Source organism: Streptomyces vietnamensis (assembly GCF_000830005.1).
In the GTDB taxonomy this organism is placed as follows: Bacteria; Actinomycetota; Actinomycetes; order Streptomycetales; family Streptomycetaceae; genus Streptomyces; species Streptomyces vietnamensis.
Window position 1 is genome coordinate 2,371,291 of the sequence record NZ_CP010407.1, and the last position, 22,604, is coordinate 2,393,894.

At 71.5% G+C, this 22,604-nt stretch carries 20 protein-coding genes; 8 read left to right on the forward strand and 12 right to left on the reverse strand.

The genetic code is table 11. The annotated features are described in order from the left end of the window. Positions 1–51: 51 nt before the first annotated feature. Positions 52–453, forward strand: a complete 402-nt coding sequence (locus SVTN_RS10445) for a DNA-binding transcriptional response regulator (RefSeq protein WP_041128838.1) — start codon at positions 52–54, stop codon at positions 451–453. A 23-nt stretch (positions 454–476) separates the two neighbouring features. On the opposite strand, the gene SVTN_RS10450 is transcribed toward SVTN_RS10445, so the two are convergent. The 4 genes from SVTN_RS10450 to ctaC all read right to left on the reverse strand — a co-directional run bounded on the left by SVTN_RS10450 (position 477) and on the right by ctaC (position 4,946). Further along, on the reverse strand, positions 477–1,730 hold the full coding sequence (locus SVTN_RS10450) for a L,D-transpeptidase (RefSeq protein ID WP_041128839.1): 1,254 nt from the start codon (positions 1,728–1,730) through the stop codon (positions 477–479). Between the two features lie 122 nt (positions 1,731–1,852). Next, on the reverse strand, positions 1,853–2,251 hold the full coding sequence (locus SVTN_RS10455; RefSeq protein ID WP_041128840.1) for a cytochrome c oxidase subunit 4: 399 nt from the start codon (positions 2,249–2,251) through the stop codon (positions 1,853–1,855). Continuing rightward, entirely contained in the window at positions 2,248–3,984 is a 1,737-nt protein-coding gene (gene ctaD / locus SVTN_RS10460) for an aa3-type cytochrome oxidase subunit I (RefSeq protein WP_041128841.1), read from the reverse strand. Before ctaD ends, SVTN_RS10455 begins: the two co-directional genes overlap by 4 nt. Continuing rightward, positions 3,981–4,946, reverse strand: coding sequence for an aa3-type cytochrome oxidase subunit II (gene ctaC / locus SVTN_RS10465; RefSeq protein WP_041128842.1), 966 nt, complete (start codon positions 4,944–4,946; stop codon positions 3,981–3,983). The genes ctaD and ctaC overlap by 4 nt, the downstream gene beginning before the upstream one ends. A 482-nt stretch (positions 4,947–5,428) precedes the next feature. On the opposite strand from ctaC, the gene SVTN_RS10470 reads away from it, so the two are divergent. Further along, positions 5,429–6,814 carry a cysteine desulfurase/sulfurtransferase TusA family protein gene (locus tag SVTN_RS10470; protein WP_041128843.1) on the forward strand — a complete coding sequence of 462 codons (1,386 nt, stop codon included), beginning with the start codon at positions 5,429–5,431 and terminating at the stop codon, positions 6,812–6,814. A gap of 490 nt (positions 6,815–7,304) precedes the next feature. Here SVTN_RS10470 and SVTN_RS10475 read toward each other — a convergent pair whose 3' ends face one another. After that, positions 7,305–8,279, reverse strand: coding sequence for a carbohydrate kinase family protein (locus SVTN_RS10475; protein WP_041128844.1), 975 nt, complete (start codon positions 8,277–8,279; stop codon positions 7,305–7,307). A 130-nt stretch (positions 8,280–8,409) separates the two neighbouring features. Here SVTN_RS10475 and SVTN_RS10480 point away from each other — a divergent pair, with 130 nt between their 5' ends. Together SVTN_RS10480 and SVTN_RS10485 are read left to right on the forward strand one after the other, a co-directional pair. Continuing rightward, positions 8,410–8,616: a hypothetical protein gene (locus SVTN_RS10480; protein ID WP_041128845.1), complete on the forward strand. Its 207-nt coding sequence runs from the start codon at positions 8,410–8,412 to the stop codon at positions 8,614–8,616. Positions 8,617–8,682: 66 nt separating this feature from the next. Then, positions 8,683–10,197: a hypothetical protein gene (locus SVTN_RS10485; protein ID WP_041128846.1), complete on the forward strand. Its 1,515-nt coding sequence runs from the start codon at positions 8,683–8,685 to the stop codon at positions 10,195–10,197. Positions 10,198–10,272: 75 nt separating this feature from the next. Here the strand turns inward: SVTN_RS10485 and SVTN_RS10490 are convergent, their stop codons facing one another. Further along, positions 10,273–10,629: a HesB/IscA family protein gene (locus SVTN_RS10490; protein WP_015033024.1), complete on the reverse strand. Its 357-nt coding sequence runs from the start codon at positions 10,627–10,629 to the stop codon at positions 10,273–10,275. 247 nt (positions 10,630–10,876) lie between these two features. Between SVTN_RS10490 and nadA the strand changes: the two genes are divergently transcribed. Beyond that, the gene (gene nadA, locus SVTN_RS10495) at positions 10,877–12,055 is read left to right on the forward strand and encodes a quinolinate synthase NadA (protein ID WP_041128847.1); all 1,179 of its coding nucleotides are present in this window, start codon (positions 10,877–10,879) and stop codon (positions 12,053–12,055) included. A gap of 85 nt (positions 12,056–12,140) precedes the next feature. Here the strand turns inward: nadA and SVTN_RS10500 are convergent, their stop codons facing one another. The 5 genes from SVTN_RS10500 to SVTN_RS10520 all read right to left on the reverse strand — a co-directional run bounded on the left by SVTN_RS10500 (position 12,141) and on the right by SVTN_RS10520 (position 19,095). Continuing rightward, positions 12,141–15,263, reverse strand: coding sequence for an efflux RND transporter permease subunit (locus SVTN_RS10500; protein ID WP_041128848.1), 3,123 nt, complete (start codon positions 15,261–15,263; stop codon positions 12,141–12,143). 177 nt (positions 15,264–15,440) lie between these two features. Next, on the reverse strand, positions 15,441–16,133 hold the full coding sequence (locus SVTN_RS10505; protein WP_041128849.1) for a response regulator: 693 nt from the start codon (positions 16,131–16,133) through the stop codon (positions 15,441–15,443). Further along, the gene (locus SVTN_RS10510) at positions 16,130–17,386 is read right to left on the reverse strand and encodes a sensor histidine kinase (protein WP_041128850.1); all 1,257 of its coding nucleotides are present in this window, start codon (positions 17,384–17,386) and stop codon (positions 16,130–16,132) included. Before SVTN_RS10510 ends, SVTN_RS10505 begins: the two co-directional genes overlap by 4 nt. A 599-nt stretch (positions 17,387–17,985) precedes the next feature. Next, positions 17,986–18,264 (reverse strand): PspA-associated protein PspAA, encoded by a 279-nt coding sequence (pspAA, locus tag SVTN_RS10515; RefSeq protein WP_041128851.1) that lies wholly within the window; start codon positions 18,262–18,264, stop codon positions 17,986–17,988. Positions 18,265–18,300: 36 nt separating this feature from the next. After that, a complete protein-coding gene (locus tag SVTN_RS10520) occupies positions 18,301–19,095 on the reverse strand; it encodes a PspA/IM30 family protein (protein ID WP_041128852.1) in 795 nt (264 codons plus the stop codon). Positions 19,096–19,367: 272 nt separating this feature from the next. Between SVTN_RS10520 and SVTN_RS10525 the strand changes: the two genes are divergently transcribed. The 3 genes from SVTN_RS10525 to SVTN_RS10535 all read left to right on the forward strand — a co-directional run bounded on the left by SVTN_RS10525 (position 19,368) and on the right by SVTN_RS10535 (position 21,932). Then, the gene (locus SVTN_RS10525; RefSeq protein ID WP_041128853.1) at positions 19,368–19,973 is read left to right on the forward strand and encodes a DUF3043 domain-containing protein; all 606 of its coding nucleotides are present in this window, start codon (positions 19,368–19,370) and stop codon (positions 19,971–19,973) included. A gap of 65 nt (positions 19,974–20,038) precedes the next feature. Continuing rightward, positions 20,039–20,815 (forward strand): class I SAM-dependent methyltransferase, encoded by a 777-nt coding sequence (locus SVTN_RS10530; protein WP_245727487.1) that lies wholly within the window; start codon positions 20,039–20,041, stop codon positions 20,813–20,815. A 67-nt stretch (positions 20,816–20,882) separates the two neighbouring features. Then, positions 20,883–21,932, forward strand: coding sequence for a S1C family serine protease (locus SVTN_RS10535; RefSeq protein WP_041128854.1), 1,050 nt, complete (start codon positions 20,883–20,885; stop codon positions 21,930–21,932). 414 nt (positions 21,933–22,346) lie between these two features. Here SVTN_RS10535 and SVTN_RS10540 read toward each other — a convergent pair whose 3' ends face one another. Continuing rightward, positions 22,347–22,553 (reverse strand): hypothetical protein, encoded by a 207-nt coding sequence (locus SVTN_RS10540; protein WP_041128855.1) that lies wholly within the window; start codon positions 22,551–22,553, stop codon positions 22,347–22,349. Positions 22,554–22,604 lie beyond the last annotated feature (51 nt).

Consider the following 22,604-nt stretch of genomic DNA (forward strand, 5'->3'; position numbering starts at 1 on the left):
ATCCGGCGCATCGATCGACGACCTTCCCACGGACTTCCCCACGGAGGAACGATGCAGTCGAGTGCCACGGTCCTGGTCTACAGCGACGACGCGAACACCCGCGCGCAGGTGCGGCTCGCGGCCGGACGCAGGCCCGCGGCCGACGTTCCCCCGGTCGAGTTCGTGGAGTGCGCGACGCTGCCGGCGGTCCTGAAGCGCCTGGACGAGGGCGGGATCGACGTGTGCGTGCTCGACGGCGAGGCGGTGCCCGCCGGAGGCATGGGGGTCTGCCGGCAGATCAAGGACGAGGTCTTCCGCTGCCCGCCGGTGCTGCTGCTCATCGGGCGCCCGCAGGACGCCTGGCTGGCCACCTGGAGCCGTGCGGACGCCGCGGTCACCCTTCCGGTGGAACCGGTCGAGTTCGCGGCGTCCCTGGCGTCCCTGCTGCGCTCACGCCTGTCGCTCGACGCCTGAGGCGGCACGGGCGCGTGCGCCCGTCAGATGGAGGGCCTCAGATTGGCCTTCTCGGTGGGGGTCACCGGGCTTCCGGCGGCCTCCACCAGGGCGCTGCCCTGGCGCCACTTGGCCCAGTCCATGTTCCAGTCGCCGAAGCCGTTGCCGAAGGTGTCCATCGTGTCGCCGATGCTGTTGACGACGCGGACGACGTCTCCGGGGCGGACGGTCTCGTAGAACCAGGCCGCGTTCTCCGTCGACATGCCGACACAGCCGTGGCTGACGTTCTCGACGCCCTGTGAGCCGACGGACCAGGGCGCGGCGTGCACGTACTCGCCGCTCCACGTCACCCGGGTGGCGTAGTACACGGGCAGGTCGTACGAGTCGGAGCTGCCCTCCGCGATGCCGATGCTGGTGCCCCGCATCCGGACGTAGTACTCCTTGCCGAGCACCACCTTGATGCCGTTGCGGGTGGAGAAGCCGGGCTTGCCGGTGGTCACCGGAATGGTGTTGATCACTTCTCCGTTGCGCTTCACGGTCATCTGGTGCGACTCGGCGTCCGTGACGGCCTCGATCCGGTCGCCGATCTTCAGCTTCAGCGGCTTGGAGGCGCCGCCGTAGAGCTTGTCGCCGACCTTGAGGCCGTCCAGGTTGCCGGTGACCGTGACGAGCGCCCCGGCCGGCCAGTACTCCTCCGGACGGAAGTGCAGTTTCTTGTCGTCCACCCAGTACCAGGAGCCCTCGACGGAGGGCGTGGAGTGGACCTTGAGGGCCCGTTCGACGATCGCGCGCTGGGACCGGTCCTTGACCGGAAGGCTGAGCTCCGCCGTGATCGGCTGTCCGACGCCGTACGTGCCCGCCTCCGGCCCGAAGGTCACGGTGAGGGCCCGTTTGGCCGGAGCCGTCTCGAAAGTGAACGTACGGGCTCCTGGCGCGCCGTCCTCGTCCTCGGTGGCCACCTGGACGGTGTAGCGGGCGCCGGCCGCCAGGGAGGCCGTGGAGCGCCAGCGCCGGCCGTCCGCGGTGAGTTCGCCGGCCAGGTGGTGACCCGAGGCGTCGGTGGCGGTGACGTCGGTGATCCGGCCGTCGTCGTCCTTGGTGGTGATCTCCAGGGGCTTCTCGGGGTCCGCCTTGGCCCCGTCGGCGGGGGCGTTGACCGCGAGCTGGTCCGCCGCGTCGTAGGCCTTCTCCGCCAGCGGGTGGCTGTCCGAGCCCGCGCAGGCGGTGGCGCCCGCGGTGACGGTGACGGCCAGAAGAGTGCAGCTCAGAACAGTCCGAATGCGCGGCGTGTCGTTCATGACTTCACGCTAAGGACGATTCTCACGACCGGCGCGCCGAGTGCTGCAAAAGAGGGGCCCGGACACTTCGGTGACGAAGTGTCCGGGCCCCTCGGTGTGCTCCGGTGCGGAGCGGGGTACCGCTACTGGTTCTGGTTCTCGCCGCGGTAGAACTCGAAGACCCAGCCGAACAGGCCGACGAGGATCAGCGGGGCGGAGAAGTACAGCAGCCACCAGCCCATCGCGATGGCGAGGAAGGCGAGCGCACCGCCGATGGCCAGCGACAGCGGCTGCCAGCTGTGCGGGGCGAAGAAGCCCACCTCACCGGCCTCGTCCGCGACGTCGGCCTCCTTGTCGTCCTGCGCCATCGCGTCGACACGCTTGGCCGTGAAGGCCAGGTAGTAGCCGATCATGATGGCCAGGCCGAAGGCCAGGAAGAGCGCCGTCGTACCGACCGGCTCCTTGGACCAGACGCCGTACAGGATCGCCATGGCAAGGATGAAGACGCTCAGCCAGATGAACATCTTGCCCTGGATCTTCACTTGCCGGCCTCCTTGCTGCCCGTGAGGGCCGCGGCCTCGTGCGGCTTGTTCTCGAGCTGGTCGAGAGCGGCGATCTCAGGGTGGTGCAGGTCGAACGCCGGGGATTCCGAACGGATCCGCGGCAGGGTGAGGAAGTTGTGCCGCGGCGGCGGGCAGGACGTCGCCCACTCGAGCGAACGGCCGTAGCCCCACGGGTCGTCGACCTCGATCTTCTTGCCGTACTTGGCGGTCTTCCAGACGTTGTAGAAGAACGGCAGGATCGACAGGCCGAGCAGGAACGAGGAGATCGTCGAGATCGTGTTCAGCGTGGTGAAGCCGTCGGCGTCGAGGTAGTCCGCGTAACGACGCGGCATGCCCTCGGCACCGAGCCAGTGCTGCACCAGGAACGTGCCGTGGAAGCCCACGAACAGCGTCCAGAACGTGATCTTGCCGAGGCGCTCGTCGAGCATCTTGCCGGTGAACTTCGGCCACCAGAAGTGGAAGCCGGAGAACATCGCGAAGACGACGGTGCCGAAGATGACGTAGTGGAAGTGCGCCACGACGAAGTACGAGTCGGAGACGTGGAAGTCCATCGGGGGCGAGGCCAGGATGACGCCGGTCAGACCACCGAAGGTGAAGGTGATCAGGAAGCCGACGGCCCAGAGCATCGGGGTCTCGAAGGACAGCGAGCCCTTCCACATCGTTCCGATCCAGTTGAAGAACTTCACGCCGGTCGGTACGGCGATGAGGAACGTCATGAAGGAGAAGAACGGGAGGAGCACGCCACCGGTGACGTACATGTGGTGCGCCCACACGGTCACGGACAGACCGGCGATCGCGATGGTCGCGGCCACCAGACCGATGTAGCCGAACATCGGCTTGCGGCTGAAGACCGGAATGACCTCGGAGATGATGCCGAAGAAGGGCAAGGCGATGATGTACACCTCTGGGTGTCCGAAGAACCAGAAGAGGTGTTGCCAGAGCAGCGCTCCGCCGTTGGCCGCGTCGAAGACGTGGGCACCGAACTTGCGGTCCGCCTCGAGGGCGAACAGCGCGGCCGCCAGGACCGGGAAGGCGAGCAGGACCAGGACACCGGTCAGCAGCACGTTCCAGGTGAAGATCGGCATGCGGAACATCGTCATGCCCGGAGCGCGCATGCAGATGATCGTGGTGATGAAGTTGACCGAACCGAGGATCGTGCCGAAGCCGGAGAAGGCCAGACCCATGATCCACATGTCGGCGCCGACACCCGGCGAGCGGACGGCGTCCGACAGCGGGGAGTAGGCGAACCAGCCGAAGTCGGCCGCACCCTGCGGGGTGAGGAAGCCGGCCACCGCGATGATCGAGCCGAAGAGGTACAGCCAGTAGGCGAACATGTTCAGCCGCGGGAACGCCACGTCGGGCGCGCCGATCTGCAGCGGCATGATCCAGTTCGCGAAACCGGCGAACAGCGGCGTCGCGAACATCAGCAGCATGATCGTGCCGTGCATCGTGAACGCCTGGTTGAACTGCTCGTTCGACATGATCTGCGTACCCGGACGGGCCAGCTCGGCGCGCATGAAGAGCGCCATGAGTCCGCCGATGCAGAAGAAGACGAACGACGTGACGAGGTAGAGCGTACCGATCGTCTTGTGGTCCGTGGTGGTGAGCCACTTGATGACCACGTTGCCGGGCTGCTTGCGCCGTACGGGCAGCTCGTTCTCGTACGAGTCCTCAGCTGCGGCGGCACCCTGGGTTTCGTTGTGGATGCTCACAGTTGGTGCTTCTCCGCATTCCTAGCCGGGTCCGTCTGCTCGATGCCGGACGGGATGTAGCCGGTCTGCCCCTTCGCGGCGAGCTCCTTCAGGTGCGCCTGGTAGCGCTCCGGGGAGACCACCTTGACGTTGAAGAGCATCCGGGAGTGGTCGACACCGCACAGCTCGGCGCACTTGCCGAGGAAGGTGCCTTCCCGCGTCGGAGTCACCTCGAAGGAGTTGGTGTGACCCGGGATGACGTCCTGCTTCATGAGGAAGGGGACCACCCAGAAGGAGTGGATGACGTCACGGGAGGTCAGGACGAACCGGACCTTCTCACCCTTCGGCAGCCACAGGGTCGGGCCCGGGTTGCCGGTCTGCGGGTTCCGGTCGCCGGGGATGCCGGCGTCGTAGACACCGCCCGCGTTCTCCGGGAAGTCCGCGAGGTACTTGTCCGGGAGCGAGGCGAGGTTCTTGTCCGTCTTGGCGTCACCCTTCACACCGGGCACGTTCTCGACGTAGTTGAAGCCCCAGCTCCACTGGTAGCCGACCACGTTGACCGTGTGAGCCGGCTTCGGGGTGAGCTCGAGGAGCTTCGACTCGTCGCGCGCGGTGAAGTAGAAGAGCACCGAGACGATGATGAGCGGAGTGACCGTGTACAGCGCCTCGATGGGCATGTTGTAACGGGTCTGCGGAGGTACCTCGACCTTGGTCCGGCTGCGCCGGTGGAAGATGGTGGCCCAGAGGATCAGGCCCCACACCAGGATGCCCGTGATCAGGGCCGCGGCCCAGGAGCCCTGCCACAGGGAGAGGATCCGAGGCGCCTCTTCCGTGACGGGGGTGGGCATGCCAAGGCGGGGGAAGTCTTCCCAGTTGTACGAGCAGCCCGTGGCTGTCGCCAGGATCAGGCCCGCAGTCAGCACCTGCGGCAGCTTCCGCCGCATCGGGCGCCGCGACGAGCGGTCGGAGCCGTTGGGACTCACGTAGCGCCTTCCCGAGAGTCTCGGCCCGCAGTGGTCGGCCACGGCCGTCCGTCTCGCTGGTCGGTCGCCGCCCCGGCCGCGGGCAGGGGTTTGGATGTTTATGCGGACCAAACCCTACTGGACGCTATTTGGGGTCGCGCGGGGAGGGTGCCCAACGCGCCGTCCGAGTCCCCGAAGGGGTGGACCCAGGGGTTCCGGAAGGGGGTGGGGGACGCCCGTTCGGCGGTCTGGCGGCGCGCGGGGGCGGGCATCTGACGAGGGCTCATCACGTGTCCGGGTCCTCGGGCCGGAGGTGGTGGATCCCGGGCCGGAGGTGGTGGATCCCGGGGTCCGCGGTGGTGGGTCTCCCCGCTCCACGAGCGGTGGACCCCCGGGCCTGCGGTGGTGGGCCTCCCCGCTCCACGAGCGGTGGACCCCCGGGCCCGCGGTCGTGGATCTCCCCGCTCCACGGGCGGTGGACCCCCGCGCTCTACGGTGGAGGGATGCCGTACTTCGACGCCGCGTCCGCCGCTCCTCTGCACCCCGTCGCCCGCCAGGCGCTGCTCGCCGCCCTGGACGAGGGCTGGGCCGACCCGGCCCGCCTCTACCGGGAGGGGCGGCGGGCCCGGCTGCTGCTCGACGCCGCCAGGGAGGCCGCCGCGGAGGCCGTGGGGTGCCGCCCGGACGAGCTCGTGTTCACTCCTTCGGGGACGCGCGCGGTTCACGCCGGAATCTCCGGCGCGCTCGCGGGACGTCGGCGTGTCGGAAACCGGCTGGTGGTCTCCGCGGTCGAACACTCCTCCGTCCTGCACGCCGGCGAGACGCACGCGGCGGCGGGCGGGACGGTGACCGAGGTGCCGGTGGACCGGTCGGGGGCGGTGGACGCGGCCGCCTTCGCGGCGGCGCTGGGTGCAGATACGGCCCTGGCGTGCCTCCAGTCGGCCAACCACGAGGTGGGCACCGAGCAGCCGGTGGCCGAGGTCGCCGAGGCCTGCCGGGCGGCGGGAGTGCCGCTCCTGGTGGACGCGGCCCAGTCACTCGGCTGGGGGCCGGTGCCGGAGGGCTGGTCACTGCTCGCGGCGAGCGCGCACAAGTGGGGCGGGCCGGCGGGCGTCGGCCTCCTCGCGGTGCGCAAGGGCGTCCGGTTCGCCCCGCAAGGCCCGTCGGACGAGCGGGAGTCGGGCCGGGCGCCGGGCTTCGAGAACCTGCCGGCGATCGTGGCGGCGGCGGCCTCGCTGCGGGCGGTCCGGGCGGAGGCGGCGGCCGAGGGGGCCCGGCTGCGGGCCCTGGTGGACCGGATCCGGGCCCGGGTGCCGGAGCTGGTGCCGGACGTGGAGGTGGTGGGCGACCCGGTGCGCCGGCTCCCCCACCTCGTCACCTTCTCCTGCCTGTACGTCGACGGCGAGACGCTCCTTCACGAGCTGGACCGGGAGGGTTTCTCCGTTTCGTCCGGTTCGTCGTGCACGAGTTCGACGCTGACGCCCAGCCATGTGCTGCGCGCGATGGGGGTGCTGAGCGAGGGGAACGTCCGGGTGTCCCTGCCGACGGGAACGTCGGAGGAAGACGTGGACCGCTTCCTCGCCGTCCTCCCGGGGGTGGTGGCGGAGGTACGGGAACGGCTCGGCGCCCCCGAAGCCATGCCGTCCGTCCCCGCGCCCTCGGGCTCGCTCGTCGTGGACTCCCTCGGCAAGCGCTGCCCGATCCCGGTGATCGAACTGGCGAAGGTGATCGGGGAGGTGCCGGTGGGCGGGACGGTGACGGTCCTGTCGGACGACGCGGCGGCGCGGCTGGACATTCCGGCGTGGTGCGAGATGCGGGGGCAGGAGTACGTGGGGGAGTCGCCGTCGCCGGGGGGTGGCGTGGCGTACGTGGTCCGCCGACTGTCGTAACCCGCACCCCGTTGCGGGCGGCGCCCGTCCGGGGCGGTGCGCCCCCGCCGCCCCCGTTGTGGGCGCCTCGTGCCGCCCCCGTTGTGGGCAATCGTTCCGCTGGGGCGGAACGGGTGGGCACAACGGACCCGCGCCCTGCCGGCGCCCGAGGCTCCCGCGCCCGAACCCGCACCACGTCGTGCGGCGCCGCTGGGGTGCGGGTCCAGGCACAGGGGGCGGGGGCGCGGCCAGGCGCGCCGTCCCGTGTGCCCACCCTCCCCCAAGCTCTCGGCTTCGCTCGAGCAGGGGGGACCCCCTTGCCCCAGCGGGACGATTGCCCACACGGGGGGCGGCGAAGGGCACTGCCCAGCACAGGCGCGGGCCCGCACGGGGCGAGGCGACGTCCAGCCGAGCGCGGGCACCCGCGGGGGCAGGGCGACGTCCGGCCGGGCGCGGGCACCCGCGGGGGCGGCAGGCCCGGATGGGCGGCGCCCAGTCGGGTGCGGGCGGGTCAGAGGAGGTGGGACTGGACCTCCGTCGCCGCCTCCTCGCCGTACGCCTTCGTGAAGCGCTCCATGAAGTTCGCCCGCCGCAGCGTGTACTCCTGCGTGCCCAACGTCTCGATGACCAGCGTCGCCAGCATGCAGCCCACCTGCGCCGCCCGCTCGAGCCCCACGCCCCACGACAGCCCCGTCAGGAAGCCCGCGCGGAAGGCGTCGCCGACGCCCGTCGGGTCGACCTTCGCGGTCTCCTCGGGGCAGCCGACCTCGATGGGCGTCTCGCCGACCCGCTCGATGCGCACGCCGCGCGAGCCGAGCGTGGTGACGCGGTGGCCGACGCGGGAGAGGATCTCCGCCTCGGTCCAGCCGGTCTTGGACTCGATGAGGCCCTTCTCGTACTCGTTCGAGAAGAGGTAGGTCGCGCCGTCGAGGAGCGTGCGGATCTCCTCGCCGTCCATGCGCGCGATCTGCTGCGAGAAGTCGGCGGCGAAGGGGATCTGCCGGGTCTTGCACTCCTCCGTGTGGCGGAGCATCGCCTCGGGGTCGTCGGCGCCGATGAGGACGAGGTCGAGGCCGCCCACGCGGTCGGCGACGGCCTTGAGCTCGATCAGCCGGGCCTCGCTCATGGCGCCGGTGTAGAAGGAGCCGATCTGGTTGTGGTCCTTGTCGGTGGTGCAGACGAAGCGGGCGGTGTGCAGGACCTCGGAGATGCGCACCGAGCCGGTGTCGACGCCGTGCCGGTCGAGCCAGGCGCGGTACTCGTCGAAGTCGTAGCCGGCCGCGCCGACCAGGATCGGGTTGCCGCCGAGCTGGCCCATGCCGAAGCAGATGTTCGGGCCGACGCCGCCCCGGCGGACGTCCAGGTTGTCGACGAGGAAGGAGAGGGACACCGTGTGGAGCTGGTCGGCCACGAGCTGGTCGGCGAACCGGCCGGGGAAGGTCATGAGGTGGTCGGTGGCGATGGAGCCGGTGACTGCGATACGCACGGCGGGGCGCTCCTGCGGGAAGGTGGTAATGACAGTTCACGCTACCGGGTGGGGCGCTCCCTGCCGAACAGTGGAAACTACCCCAGAGTAGGGCTTTTCCCCGGAGCGCTGCGGTGCATACGGTGCGCCCATGACCTTGTACCCCGCTCCCCGGGAGCGACACGAGTCCGAGTTGAGCCTCGCCCAGCTGCGCGGGGACGGTGCTCGGATGGCCCCCCACTGGGTCACTCCGGTCTCCCCCGAGCCCGTACGCGTCTCCCCCGCGTCGATCCACGGGGTCGTCGTGCCGGCGGCCTCGGCCCGGCTGATCGACGCCACCGTCGAGTACGGCGGCTGACGGACGGAACCGCCCGCCCGCCCGCTCCGTCCCATCGGCGTCCGGTCGAGACGAGGGAGCGTTGCGGTGAGCGGTACGGAGAACGTACGGAGGCGACGGAACGTCATCGCCGCCTCGGTGGCGGCGGGTGTGCTGCTCGCCGGGGGCGGTGGCGTCTATCTCGCCGTCGCGGCGACGGCGGACGGCGAGGCGACGCCCGCCGGGGTGTCCGCCGGGGACGCGGCCGGGTCGCCGCCGCCCCTGCGCCTCGAAGGCGGCAGCGGGGGTGATGCGGGAGGCGGTCCCGGGATCGCGCCCGGTGAACCGGACCCGGGCGGCAACCCGAACGGGACGGTCTACAAAGCCAAGGGCCCCCTCCCCCAAGGGCCCTCCTCGGCCGCGGTCCACCGGCCCGGGGGCCTGGTCACCTCGGCGGAGGTGACCAGGCTGGCCGAAGCACTCGGGATCGAGGGCCGGCCCTCCCTCGTCGGGGACGTCTGGACGATCGGGCCCGAGAAGGACGGCCGGGGACCGCGGCTCGACGTGGCCCGGAAGGCTCCCGGCAGCTGGACGTACTCCTGGTACGACGGCGGTCCGGCCGGCGACTCCTGCCTCAAGGGCCCGGCGTGCCCGCCCCCGGGTGAGGTGAAGCCCCCGACCGCGGGCCGTACGCCGGTGAGCGAGGCCGCGGCGAAGGCGGCGGCCGTCCCCGTCCTGAAGGCGCTCGGCCAGGACGACGCGAAGGTGACCGCGAACCAGGTGATGGATGGTTCGGTGCGGGTGGTCAACGCCGATCCGGTGGTGGGCGGGCTGCCGACCTACGGCTGGTCGACGGGGTTGCACATCGGTCCGGACGGCCGGCCGGTCGCCGGGAGCGGGATGCTCAAGGAGCCGGTGAAGGGCGCCACGTATCCGGTGCTCGGGGCGGAGAAGGCCCTCGCCGTACTGAACGAGGCCTCGAAGGGCACCGGTCCCATCGGCATCGGTGGCTGCGCGACCGACCCGCCGGCCGGAGTCGACGGGAACGGCGTCGGCGGGAATGGCAAGGACGAGCCGACCGGCGTCGACGGGAACGGCAAGGCCGGCACCGAGCCCGGCCCCGACGTGCCCTGCCGGTCCGTCGCCGGTACGGTGCCGCCGGCCGAGGTCCCCGTGACGGCCGCGGTGTTCGGCCTGGCCGCCAAGGACGTGGCGGGCGAGCGGCTGCTCGTGCCGGCGTGGCTGTTCACCGCCGACCCGGTGGACGCGGCGCCCTACACGGTGGTGGAGACGGCGGTGGCCCCGGAGTACCTGGCGCCGCCCGCGAAGCCCTCGCCGCCGGACGAGGGCACGGCGCCGGTCCGGCGGGTCGAGTCGTACCGGACGGCGGACGACGGCCGGAAGCTGTCGGTCACCTTCTGGGGCGGGGTGTGCAGCACGTACACCGCGAAGGCCGTGGAGACCCCGGAGAAGGTGACCGTGCGGATCGACGAGAAGTCCGACCCCGGGCGGGCGTGCATCGCGATCGCCAAGGAGATCACGCTGACCGTGACGCTGCAGGGCCCGCTGGGCGACCGGCCCGTGGTGGACGCGGCGAGCGGGCAGGCCGTGCCGCGGCGCTGAGCGCGTCCGGGTACGCGTGAGGGCGGCGGCCCCGGGAGGATCCCCGGGGGCCGCCGCCCTCACGTACGTACAGGCTTAGCTGAACGAGTCGCCGCAGGCGCAGGAGCCCGTGGCGTTCGGGTTGTCGATGGTGAAGCCCTGCTTCTCGATCGTGTCGACGAAGTCGATCGACGCGCCGCCCAGGTACGGGGCGCTCATGCGGTCGGTGACGACCTTGACGCCGTCGAAGTCCTTCACGACGTCACCGTCGAGCGAGCGCTCGTCGAAGAACAGCTGGTAACGCAGGCCGGAGCAGCCGCCGGGCTGAACGGCGACGCGCAGGGCCAGGTCCTCGCGGCCTTCCTGGTCGAGGAGGGCCTTGACCTTGGCCGCGGCGGCGTCGGACAGGAGGATGCCGTCGCTGACAGTGGTCTTCTCGTCCGATACGGACATCTGCTTCTCTCCCGGTGGTGTACGGAGACTGCTTGCCGACGGTTGCAACCGCCGGTGCCCCGGATTCATTCCGGGCCGAGTGGGGTCTTCCCTCTTTCATGCTCGCACACCATGTCCAGGAGCGCGGACGGCGAATTCGTCACATCGACACTATGGCCATCGTCATTCTGACGTGAACCGGTTATGATAGATAGCGTCATTTCGACGAAAAGCGTTCCCCGAAGACCCCGAAGAAAGGGTGCGTGACGTGACCACCGCCCAGCCCCTGGATGTGCAGCCGACGCCGCTCGCCCTGCTCCTGCTCGGTCGCGAAGCCGACCCGAAGAGCGAGCGCGGAGTGGAGTGTCCCGGCGATCTGCCGTCGCCCTCCGACCCGGACCTCGTGGAGCGCGCCCGCGCAGCGAAGGAGAAGCTCGGGGACAAGGTCTTCGTGCTCGGCCACCACTACCAGCGCGACGAGGTCATCCAGTTCGCCGACGTGACCGGTGACTCCTTCAAGCTCGCGCGCGACGCCGCCGCCAAGCCCGAGGCCGAGTACATCGTCTTCTGCGGCGTCCACTTCATGGCCGAGTCTGCCGACATCCTCACCGGCGACGACCAGAAGGTCGTCCTGCCCGACCTCGCGGCCGGCTGCTCGATGGCCGACATGGCCACCGCCGAGCAGGTCGCCGAGTGCTGGGACGTGCTGACCGAGGCCGGCATCGCCGAGCAGGTCGTGCCCGTCTCGTACATGAACTCCTCGGCCGACATCAAGGCCTTCACCGGCAAGCACGGGGGCACGATCTGCACCTCGTCCAACGCCGAGCGGGCCCTGAACTGGGCCTTCGAGCAGGGCGAGAAGGTGCTCTTCCTGCCGGACCAGCACCTGGGCCGCAACACCGCCGTCCGCGACATGGGCATGTCCCTGGACGACTGCGTGCTCTACAACCCGCACAAGCCGAACGGCGGGCTCACCGTCGAGGAGCTGCGCGCCGCCAAGATGATCCTCTGGCGGGGCCACTGCTCGGTGCACGGCCGCTTCTCGCTGGACTCGGTGAACGACGTGCGCGAGCGCATCCCGGGCGTGAACGTGCTCGTCCACCCCGAGTGCCGCCACGAGGTCGTCGCCGCCGCGGACTACGTGGGCTCGACCGAGTACATCATCAACACCCTGGAGGCGGCCCCGGCCGGTTCCAAGTGGGCGATCGGCACGGAGCTGAACCTGGTCCGGCGCCTGGCGAATCGATTCGCCGACCAGGGCAAGGAGATCGTCTTCCTCGACAAGACGGTCTGCTTCTGCTCGACGATGAACCGCATCGACCTCCCGCACCTGGTGTGGACCCTGGAGTCCCTGGCCGAGGGCAACCTCGTCAACCAGATCCAGGTCGACAAGGAGACGGAGAGCTTCGCCAAGCTCGCGCTCGAGCGGATGCTGGCGCTGCCGTAACGGTTCCTCGTACGGACACACGGAAGGGGCGCCCCGCACGCTGCGGGGCGCCCCTTCGGGTCTGTTGTGCCGCCGGCCTTGCGGATCAGACCGCGGCCGGCTCCTTGGCCTGCGGCGGAACCGGGGCGTCGCCGCCCGCCTTCTTCTCCCGCTTCGCCGCCTTCTTCTTCGCACGGCGCTCCTTGCGGAGCTCCACCATCGCGTAGAGCGTCGGGACGAGGAGCAGGGTCAGCAGCGTCGAGGTGATCAGACCGCCGATCACCACCACGGCCAGCGGCTGGGCGATGAAGCCGCCCTCGCCGGTGACGCCGAGGGCCATCGGCAGCAGGGCGAAGATCGTCGCCAGGGCGGTCATCAGGATCGGGCGGAGCCGGTGCCGGCCGCCCTCGATCACCGCTTCGACGACGCCCAGGCCCTGCGCCCGGTACTGGTTGATCAGGTCGATCAGGACGATCGCGTTGGTGACGACGATGCCGATGAGCATCAGCATGCCGATCATCGCCGGGACGCCCATCGCCGTGCCGGTGGCCACGAGCAGACCGATCGCGCCGGTCGCCGCGAACGGGATCGAGACCAGCAGGATCAGCGGCTGGATCAGCGAGCGGAAGGTCGCGACGAGCAGCATGAAGACGATCGCCACGGCGGCGAGCATCGCCAGGGCCATCTTGCCGGTGGCCTCGGACTGGTCCTGGGAGACGCCGCCGATGGACGCGGTGGCTCCCTCGGGCAGGTCCAGCGCGTTGATCTTCGTCTGGAGCTCGGCGCTCACCGCACCGGTGTTGTCCGTGGTCGGCTTGGCCGTGATCGTGGCCGCGCGGGCGCCGTCGATCCGGGTCATGGAGACCGGGCCGGGCACCAGCTCGACGTGCGCGATGTCGCCGAGCTTCACCGGGCCGAGCGGCAGCGCCTTCAGCGCGGCCAGCGTGGTGGCCGGGTGGGCCGAGGTGATCAGGACGTCCCGCTCGGTGTCGTCGAGGATCGCCTTGGCGGCCGGGGTGCCGTGCACCGCCTGAGCCACGATCATGCCGAGGCCGGCGTCGTCGAAGCCGGCGTCGGCCGCCTTCTCGTTGGCCCGGACCGAGATCCGCGGCACCGACTGGGACAGGTCGCTCTGCACGTCGGAGACGTTCTTCAACTCGGCGACGGACTGCGTGACCTGCTCGGCCGCCTTCTTCAGGGTCGCCGGGTCGGCGGCCTTGACGACCACGCTGAGGTCCTGGTTGCCGAAGCCGTCACCGGCGGCGACGGTCGTGTCGCCGATGCCGTCGAGCCTGCCGAGCGCCTCGTGCAGGGCGTCCCGGGTCTTCTCGTACGAGGCGGAGTCCTCCAGGGTCACCTGGTACGACGCCTGGTTGGAGCCGGTGCCGCCGCCGAAGGCCGCCATGAAGCCGGAGGAGCCGACGGTGACCTGGTAGTCCTTGACGCCCTTCGTGTCGGCGAGGACCTTCTCGACCTTCTTCGCGGCCTCGTCGGAGGCGGCGAGGCTGGTGCCCGGGGCCAGCTTCTGCTTGACCGTCAGGACCTTCTGCTCGCCCTGGTCGAAGAAGTTGGTCTTCAGGAGCGGCGCCATGCCGAAGGTGCCGAAGAGGACCACGAGGGCGAGGACGACGCTGGTGAAGCGGCGCCGGGTGGCGAACCGCAGCACCGGCACGTACGCGCGCTGGAGGCGGCTCTTCGTCTCCTTCTCCTCGGCCAGTCGGCGGGCCTCCTCCGGGTCCGCGGAGGTGCCCTTGGGGGCGCGCAGGAACCAGTACGACAGGACCGGGACGACCGTGAGCGAGACGAGCAGCGAGGCGAGCAGCGCGGCCGTGACGGTGAGGCTGAAGGAGCCGAACAGCTCGCCGATCATGCCGCCGACCAGGCCGATCGGCAGGAAGACGGCGACGGTGGTGAGGGTCGAGGAGGTGACCGCGCCGGCGACCTCCTTGACCGCGGTGATGATCGCGGCCTGCCGCTCCTCGCCGTATCCGAGGTGTCGCTTGATGTTCTCCAGGACCACGATCGAGTCGTCGACGACCCGGCCGATGGCGATGGTGAGCGCGCCGAGCGTCAGCACGTTCAGGGACAGGTCACGGGTCCACAGCACGATCAGGGCGAGGACGACCGAGAGCGGGATGGAGACCGCGGTGACCAGCGTGGAGCGCAGCGAGGCCAGGAAGACCAGGATGACGAGGACGGCCATGACGAGGCCGAGCGCGCCCTCGGTGGTGAGGCCGGAGATCGACTTGGCGACGGCCGGGCCCTGGTCGGAGACCACGGTCAGCTCGGCGCCCGCGCCGAGGTCCTTGCGCAGCCCCGGCAGCTTGTCCTTGACCGCGTCGGAGATGGCGACGGCGCTGCCGTCCTTGTCCATGGTGGCCAGGACGGCGAGGCTGGGCTTGCCGTTGGTACGGGTCAGGGAGACCGGGGTGGCCTCCTCCTGCTTCACGGCGGCGACGTCACCGAGGCGGACCGCCCTGCCCTTCTCGGGCTTGATCCGCAGGTCCTGGATCTGCTGCAGCGAGGTGTAGCCGCCGCCGACCTGGACGGTGCGGCTCTTGCCGGCCTCGGAGAAGGCGCCGGCGGGCATGGTGCCGCCGCCGTTCCGGATGGCCTCGGCGAGCTTCATCGGGCTCAGGCCGGCCGCGGCGAGCTTGCGGTCGTCCGGGGTGACGGAGACCTGGAGGTCGCGGACGCCGTCGACGGTGACCTGGGCGACGCCGTCGATGTCCTCGAGGGCGGGGACGACGGTCCTGTCCAGCTGGTCGGCGAGCGCCTGCTGGTCCTTGTCCGAGGTGACGGCGAGCACGACGGTCGGGATGTCGTCGGTGGAGCCGGCCACCACCTGCGGGTCGACCGCGTCCGGCAGCTGGGCGCGGGCCCGGTTGACGGCCTGCTGGACGTCGGCGACGAGCTGCTTGGTGCCCTCGTCCCCGTAGTCGAAGCTGGCCATGATGACGGCGCTGCCCTCGGAGGCGGTGGACGTGATGCCCTTGATGCCGTCGACGGCCTTGAGGCTGTTCTCCAGCGGCTGGACGACCTGCTTCTCGACCACATCGGGAGAGGCGCCCTGGTACGGGGCGAGGATCGAGACCATCGGCAGTTCGATCGAGGGGAACAACTGCTGCTTCAGCTGCGGGATCGCGATCGCTCCGAACACGATCGCGACGATGGACATCAGCCCGATCAGGGCCCGTTGCGCGAGGCTGAATCTGGACAGCCAGGACATGGGGTCTCTCTTCTGTGGCGTACTCGTCGACATGCGGGAGCAGCCAAGACCCCGGCCCGGACCCGCTGGGTCCGCCGGAGATGCCCCCCGCCTATACGATCTGCCATCCGCGGCCGGAAGTCCTCGGCCCCCGGGTCCACTTCTTTACGCCGCGCATACCGCGTCTGGAGTACGCGCTCACTCCACCCGGGGGCGTACGAGGCCGGACTCGTACGCCGTGACCACCAGCTGGGCCCGGTCGCGGGCGCCGAGCTTGGCCATGGCCCGGTTGACGTGTGTCTTCACGGTCAGCGGGCTGACGTCGAGCCGCTCGGCGATCTCGTCGTTGGAGAGACCGCCCGCGACGAGGACGAGCACTTCGCGCTCGCGGGCGGTGAGCGCGGCGAGCCGCTCGGAGCGGGCGCCGACGCCCGCGTCCGCGGTGTCCGCGCCCTGGCCGCCCTGGGCGAGGAAGCTGGCGATCAGGCCCTTCGTGGCGGCCGGGGAGAGCAGCGCCTCGCCGGCGTGCGCGATCCGGATCGCGCCGAGGAGCTCCTCCGGCTCGGCCCCCTTGCCGAGGAAGCCGGAGGCGCCGGCGCGCAGCGACTGCACGACGTACTCGTCGACCTCGAAGGTGGTCAGCATGACGATCCGTACGTCGGCGAGCTCGGGATCGGCGGTGATCATCCGGGTCGCGGCGAGGCCGTCCGTGCCCGGCATGCGGATGTCCATCAGGACGACGTCGGGCCGCGTGGCGCGGGCCAGCGCGACCGCCTCGGCGCCGTCGGGCGCCTCCCCGACCACCTCCATGTCCGGCTCGGAGTTCACCAGGACCTTGAAGGCGCTGCGGAGCAGGGCCTGGTCGTCGGCGAGCAGTACGCGAATGGTCATGCGCGGTCCTCCCCCGTGCGGGACGTCACCGGCAGTATCGCCTGGACGCGGAAGCCGCCGCCGTAGCGGGGGGCGGCGGTGAGGGTGCCGCCGAGCGCGCCGACCCGCTCGCGCATGCCGAGCAGTCCGTGCCCGCCCACCGGGGGCTGCTCGGCCGGCCGGGGCGGTGCTTCCGGGGGCGTGCCGTTGTCGAGGACGGTGATCTCGACCGTACGGCCCACCCGGACGACGCTCACCTCGGCCTCGGCGTCCGGTCCCGCGTGCTTGCGGACGTTGGTCAGGGCCTCCTGCACGATCCGGTACGCGGCGAGGTCGACGGTCGCGGGCAGCGTCAGGCCCTCGTCGGCGCGGGCCAGGGCGACGGGCAGCCCGGCCTTGCGGAAGCTGTCGAGCAGCCCGTCGAGGACGGCGAGGCCCGGGGCCGGCTCGGTGGGGGCCTCCGGGTCGCCGGACTGGCGGAGCAGGCCGACGGTGGCGCGCAGCTCGTCCAGGGCGGAGCGGCTGGCCTCGCGGACGTGCGCGAGGGCCTCCTTGGCCTGGTCGGGGCGCTTGTCCATGACGTGGGCGGCGACCCCGGCCTGCACGTTCACCAGGGCGATGTGGTGCGCGACGACGTCGTGGAGGTCGCGGGCGATCCGCAGCCGCTCCTCGGCGACCCGCCGCCCCGCCTCCTCCTCGCGGGTCCGCTCGGCCCGCTCGGCCCGCTCCCGGATCGCGTCGACGAAGGCCCGGCGACTGCGGACGGCGTCCCCGGCGGCCGCCGCCATCCCGGTCCAGGCGAAGACGCCGAGGTTCTCCTGCGCGTACCAGTGGGTCGGCCCGAAGACCATGGCCGCGGCGGTGAGCACCGCCATCGTGACGAGACCGACCCGCCAGGTGGTGGGCCGGTCGGTGCGGGAGGCGACCGTGTAGAGCGCGACGACGGCGCTCATCGCGATCGGGGCGGGGCGGTTGTCGTTGACCAGCTCGAAGAGGCTGATCGTGACGGTGAAGGCGAGCACGGCGAAGGGGCTGCGCCTGCGCATCACCAGGGCCGCCGCCCCGGCGATCATGATCAGCACGCTCCACGCGTCGGGCGCGTGGTCCCCGAACGTCGGCCCGTCCGGGCTGCCGTGCGGATCGGTGAAGGACCCGGCGATCATGGCGACGAGCGCGCCGGCGGCGATCGTCGCGTCGAACGCGAGGGGGTGCGCGTGGAACCAGTCGCGGAGGCGGGCGCGGGGGGTGCCGGTGGCGGGGCCGGATGGGGTCACGGGCCCAACGGTACGGGCCGCGCCCCGCCCGTATGGGGCCTACGCCCCGCCGTTGTGGCCGGCACCCCGCCCGTTGTGGGCGCCTCGTGCCGCCCCCGTTGTGGGCAGCCGCTCCACCGGGGCGGTGCCCCCGCCGCCCCCGTTGTGGGCGGCGCCCGCCCCGTTGTGGGCAGTCGTTCCGCTGGGGCGGAACGGGTGGGCACAACGGACCCGCGCCCTGCCGGCGCCAGAGGCTCCCGCGCCCGAACCCGCACCCCGTGTGCGCCGCGGCGGTGGTGCGGGTCCAGGCACAGGGGGCGGAGGCGCGGCCAGGCGCGCCGTCCCGTGTGCCCACCCGTCCCGCCCCAGCGGGACGATTGCCCACACGGCAGCGGGGCGACGCCCAGCCGGGCGCGGGCCCACACGGCAGCGGGGCGCCGCCCAGGCACGGGCGCGGGGCCGCACGGCGGGCGGCGGAGGGCACCGCCCAGCCCAGGCGCGGGCCCGCCACGGGGGCGGCCACCGCCCGGCGCGGCGCGGGCCCGCACGGCGGTGGGGCACCGCCCAGCCAGGCGCGGGCCCGTACGGGGCGGGGCGACGTCGCGGTGGGTGCGGGGGCGTCAGCCTGGGATCAGGCCGTCGTCGGAGAGCATCTCTCGGACTTCGTCCAGGGTCGCGTCCGGCGACGGGAGGATCAGCTCCGAGGGCTCCAGCGCGTCGTCCGGGAGCGGTGCCCCGAGGCGCCGGACCGCGTCGAGGAGGGCTCCCAGCGTGCGCCGGAAGCCGTACTCGTCCCCCGCTTCCATCTCCTCGAGCAGCTCGTCGTCCAGACGGTTCAGCTCGACGAAGTGGCTGTCGGCCAGCTCCAGCTGGCCCTCCCCCATGATCCGTACGATCATGACGCGTCCTGTCTGTCGCGAAGCCGCTTCTCGGAGCTACTTCTCGAAGCGCGGGTGGGACTGCTGCTGGCCCTGGTTCTGGTTCGTCCCGGAGCCGCCCTCGATGGCCTGCTGCTGCGCCGAGGGACCCCCGGCCAGCTCGGCCTTCATCCGCTGGAGCTCCAGCTCCACGTCCGTACCGCCGGACAGCCGGTCGAGCTCCGCCTGGATGTCGTCCTTGGCCAGGCCCGACTGGTCGTCGAGCGCGCCCGAGGCGAGCAGCTCGTCGATCGCGCCGGCGCGCGCCTGGAGCTGGGCGGTCTTGTCCTCGGCCCGCTGGATCGCCAGACCGACGTCGCTCATCTCCTCCGAGATGCCGGAGAAGGACTCGGCGATCCGGGTCTGCGCCTGGGCCGCCGTGTAGGTCGCCTTGATGGTCTCCTTCTTGGTGCGGAAGGCGTCCACCTTGGCCTGCAGCCGCTGGGCGGCGAGGGTGAGCTTCTCCTCCTCGCCCTGCAGCGTCTGGTGCTGCACCTCCAGGTCGCTGACCTGCTGCTGGAGCGCGGCCCGCCGGGACAGCGCCTCGCGCGCCAGGTCCTCGCGGCCGAGGGCGAGGGCCTTGCGGCCCTGGTCCTCCAGCTTGGCGGACTGGCCCTGCAGCTGGTTCAGCTGGAGTTCGAGCCGCTTGCGGGAGGTGGCGACGTCGGCGACGCCCCGCCGCACCTTCTGCAGCAGCTCCAGTTGCTTCTGGTAGGAGTAATCGAGCGTCTCGCGCGGATCCTCGGCCCGGTCAAGGGCCTTGTTCGCCTTCGCGCGGAAGATCATCCCCATACGCTTCATGACACCGCTCATGGGCTTCGCGCGCCCCCTTCTGACGGACTCGGCTCCAGCTCTTCAACAAGGTCCACAGTACGGGCCCTGTCTCCATTACCGCACTGTTCGGAGCGGGATGCGCTCCTCCCCAAGGACGACTGCGCGCGGTGTCCCCTCCCGCGCAGGGAGTAGACGGATCTCGGGGAGATCCCGCGCCGTCCTTCGTACGTACGGCCCAAGACGCAGTCCGTTAGCGGATCGTTCCCGCCCGGCATGGGGTTCATGCCCACTACCCCGTACCCTTGGGTTTTGTGTTCCGTAGCCGTTCGAAGGACGAGAAGGCCCCCACCGGCAAGGTGACGGCGGACCTCTCCACCAAGCAGCCCCGCGACCCCGAGGCCCCCAAGGGCCGCCCGACCCCGAAGCGGAGCGAGGCGCAGACCCAGCGCCGGCGCGCCGCGACGGTGCCGACCGACCGCAAGGAGGCCGCCAAGCGCCAGCGCGAGGCACGCCGCTCGGACCTGGCCCGGCAGCGCGAGGCGCTGGCCAGCGGCGACGAGCGCTACCTGCCCGCCCGCGACAAGGGTCCGGTCCGCCGCTTCGTGCGCGACTTCGTCGACTCCCGGTTCGCGATCGCCGAGTTCTTCCTGCCGATGGCCGTGGTGATCCTCGTGCTGTCGCTGTTCGGCAACGCCAACCGGTCGCTGCAGAACATCTCCCTGCTGCTCTGGCTCGGTGTGATCATCCTGATCGTCATCGACTCGATCGGCATCTGGATCCGTCTGCGGAAGCAGCTCAACGAGCGCTTCCCGAACGAGCCGAAGCGCGGCGCCATCGCCTACGGCCTGATGCGCACGCTCCAGATGCGCCGGCTGCGTCTGCCGAAGCCGCAGGTCAAGCGCGGAGAGCGGCCCTGAGCGCCGACAGCTCCGAGTTCGACGGGCGCGCGTTCGGCGAGGCCACGTCGGAGTCGGGCGGCCCGGTGCTGCCCGTCGTCGCCCACTGGCCCGCCGGTCCCGGCGGGCTGCGCGACACCATCCGGCAGGAGATCATCGCCCGTCAGCTCGACGAGCAGATAACCAGTCGCTACCCGGTGGGGCAGCGGCTGCGGATCCTCGACGCGGGCATGGGGCAGGGCACCCAGGCCCTGCGGCTGGCCCGTGCCGGGCACACCGTGACCGGTCTGGAGGCCGACCCGGACCTCCTGAAGACGGCCCGTGAGTCGCTGGCGACGGAGCCCGCCGGGATCCGCGAGCGGGTCCGGATGATCGAGGGCGACGGACGCGAGACCGGGGTGCACTTCCTGCCCGGCAGCTTCGACGTGGTGCTCTGCCACGGCGTGCTCATGTACGCGGACGAGCCGGACGCGCTGCTCGCGGGCCTGGCCCGGATGCTGGCCCCCGGCGGCCTGCTGTCCCTGGTGGTACGGAACGCGGAGGCCCTGTCCATGCGACCGGGCCTCGCCGGGGACTGGTCGGGGGCGCTCGCCGCCTTCGACTCGGACGTCTACACGGACGACAACGGCGTGAAGGTGCGGGCCGACCGGCTCGACGCGCTCACGGCGACGCTCGCGGGGATCGCGGCGCCGCTGCACGCCTGGTACGGGGTACGGGTCTTCACCGACGACGTCCCCGCCGACGCGGGCCTGCCCGCCGCCGAGGAGCTGGAGCGGCTGCTCGCCGCCGAGGACCGGGCGGGGCGCACGGATCCGTACCGGCGGGTCGCGGCGCTCCTGCACCTGTGCGGGGTACGGGGCTGACGGTCGCGCACCCCTGATCGGGTGCGCTCGCCGGGCCCCTGGCGGGGCGGAATCGGATACTCCGGACATGGACGTATCCCGTGCCCGTCGTGTTCTCCTTCCCCTCGTCGCCGTCGCACTGGTCGGCGGCTGTTCCTCCGCCGGGGACGCGTCCGCACCGGAGCGCTCCACCCAGGCGGCGGCGCCGCTCGTCTCCAACGAGCTCCAGGACGACTACCAGCGGGTGATCAAGAACGTCCTGCCGTCGGTCGTCCAGATCGAGGCGTCGAACAGCCTCGGCTCCGGGGTCGTCTACGACGGCAAGGGGCACATCGTCACCAACGCGCACGTGGTCGGCCAGGAGAAGAGCTTCAAGGTCACGGCGGCCACCGGCGGGCAGTCCGTCACGGCGCGGCTCGTCTCCTCGTATCCCGAGCAGGACCTCGCCGTCCTCAAGCTGGACAGCGTGCCGCAGGGGCTGAAGGCCGCGAAGTTCGGCGACTCCGCCGAGGTCGACATGGGGCAGATCGTGCTCGCGATGGGCTCCCCGCTGGGCCTGTCCGGCAGCGTCACCCAGGGCATCGTCTCGGCGACCGGCCGCACGGTCAGCGAGGGACGGGACGGCGGCGGCACGGGCGCGACCATCGCGAACATGGTCCAGACGTCGGCGGCGATCAACCCCGGCAACAGCGGGGGCGCCCTGGTCAACCTCGACAGCGAGGTCATCGGCATCCCGACGCTCGCCGCGACCGACCCCGAGCTGGGCGGCGGCTCGGCACCCGGCATCGGCTTCGCGATCCCCGCGTCGATGGTGCGGACGGTCGCGGGCCAGATCGTCAAGAACGGCAAGGTGACGGACTCGGGCCGGGCGGCCCTCAACATCACCGGCCGTACGGTCCTCGACGACAACTACGAGCCGGCGGGCGTGGCGGTGGTCGAGGCGCCGGCGGACGGGGCGGCGGGGAAGGCGGGGCTGAAGCCGGGCGATGTGATCACGCGGCTCGGCGACACGGAGATCACGACGATCACGTCGTTGTCGGAGGCGTTGGCGGCGATGCAGCCGGGGGACAAGGTGACGGTGACGTACGTGCGGGGCACGACGACCCGGAAGACGGAAGTCACCTTGGGCGAGCTGTAGCCCCCACGCCCGCGTGGTGCCCGCGCCTGGCTGGGCGTCGCCCCGCGCCCGTGTGGGCCCGCACCTTGCTGGGCGGTGCCTTCGCCGCCCTCCGTGTGGGCAATCGTCCCGCTGGGGCGGGACGGGTGGGCACACGGGACGGCGCGCCTGGCCGCGCCCCCGCCCCCTGTGCCTGGACCCGCACCACCAGCGCGCCGCACCGCACGTGCGGGTTCGGGCGCGGGAGCCTCGGGCGCCAGCAGGGCGCGGGTCCGTTGTGCCCACCCGTTCCGCCCCAGCGGAACGATTGCCCACAACGGGGGCGAGGGGGCCGCGGGCCCACAAGGGGTGGGGCGGGGGCACCGCCCGCCGCCCCGAGGGTGGATGGGGTGCAGGGGGCTCGGTCCTGCACCCCTGTCTGGGCCGCCGGGCGCTCTAGCCCTCCGCGTTCAGGGGCATCGGGCCGTAGACCTTCGCCCCGTCCTCCGACAGCGTCACCTGGTCCGCGCCTCCGCCCAGGAGGTCACGCCAGTTCTCTCCGAGCCAGCTCTCCGCGTCGCCCTGGGTGGTGAACTCCTCGGGGGTCACCACCGGCTCGACCTCGGTGCCGTCGGACTTCTCGAACCGCCACGTCCATGCCATGCAAGCCTCCTCGGTTTCCTGCCCGCAGCGTAGCCGGGCGCGCACGGCTTG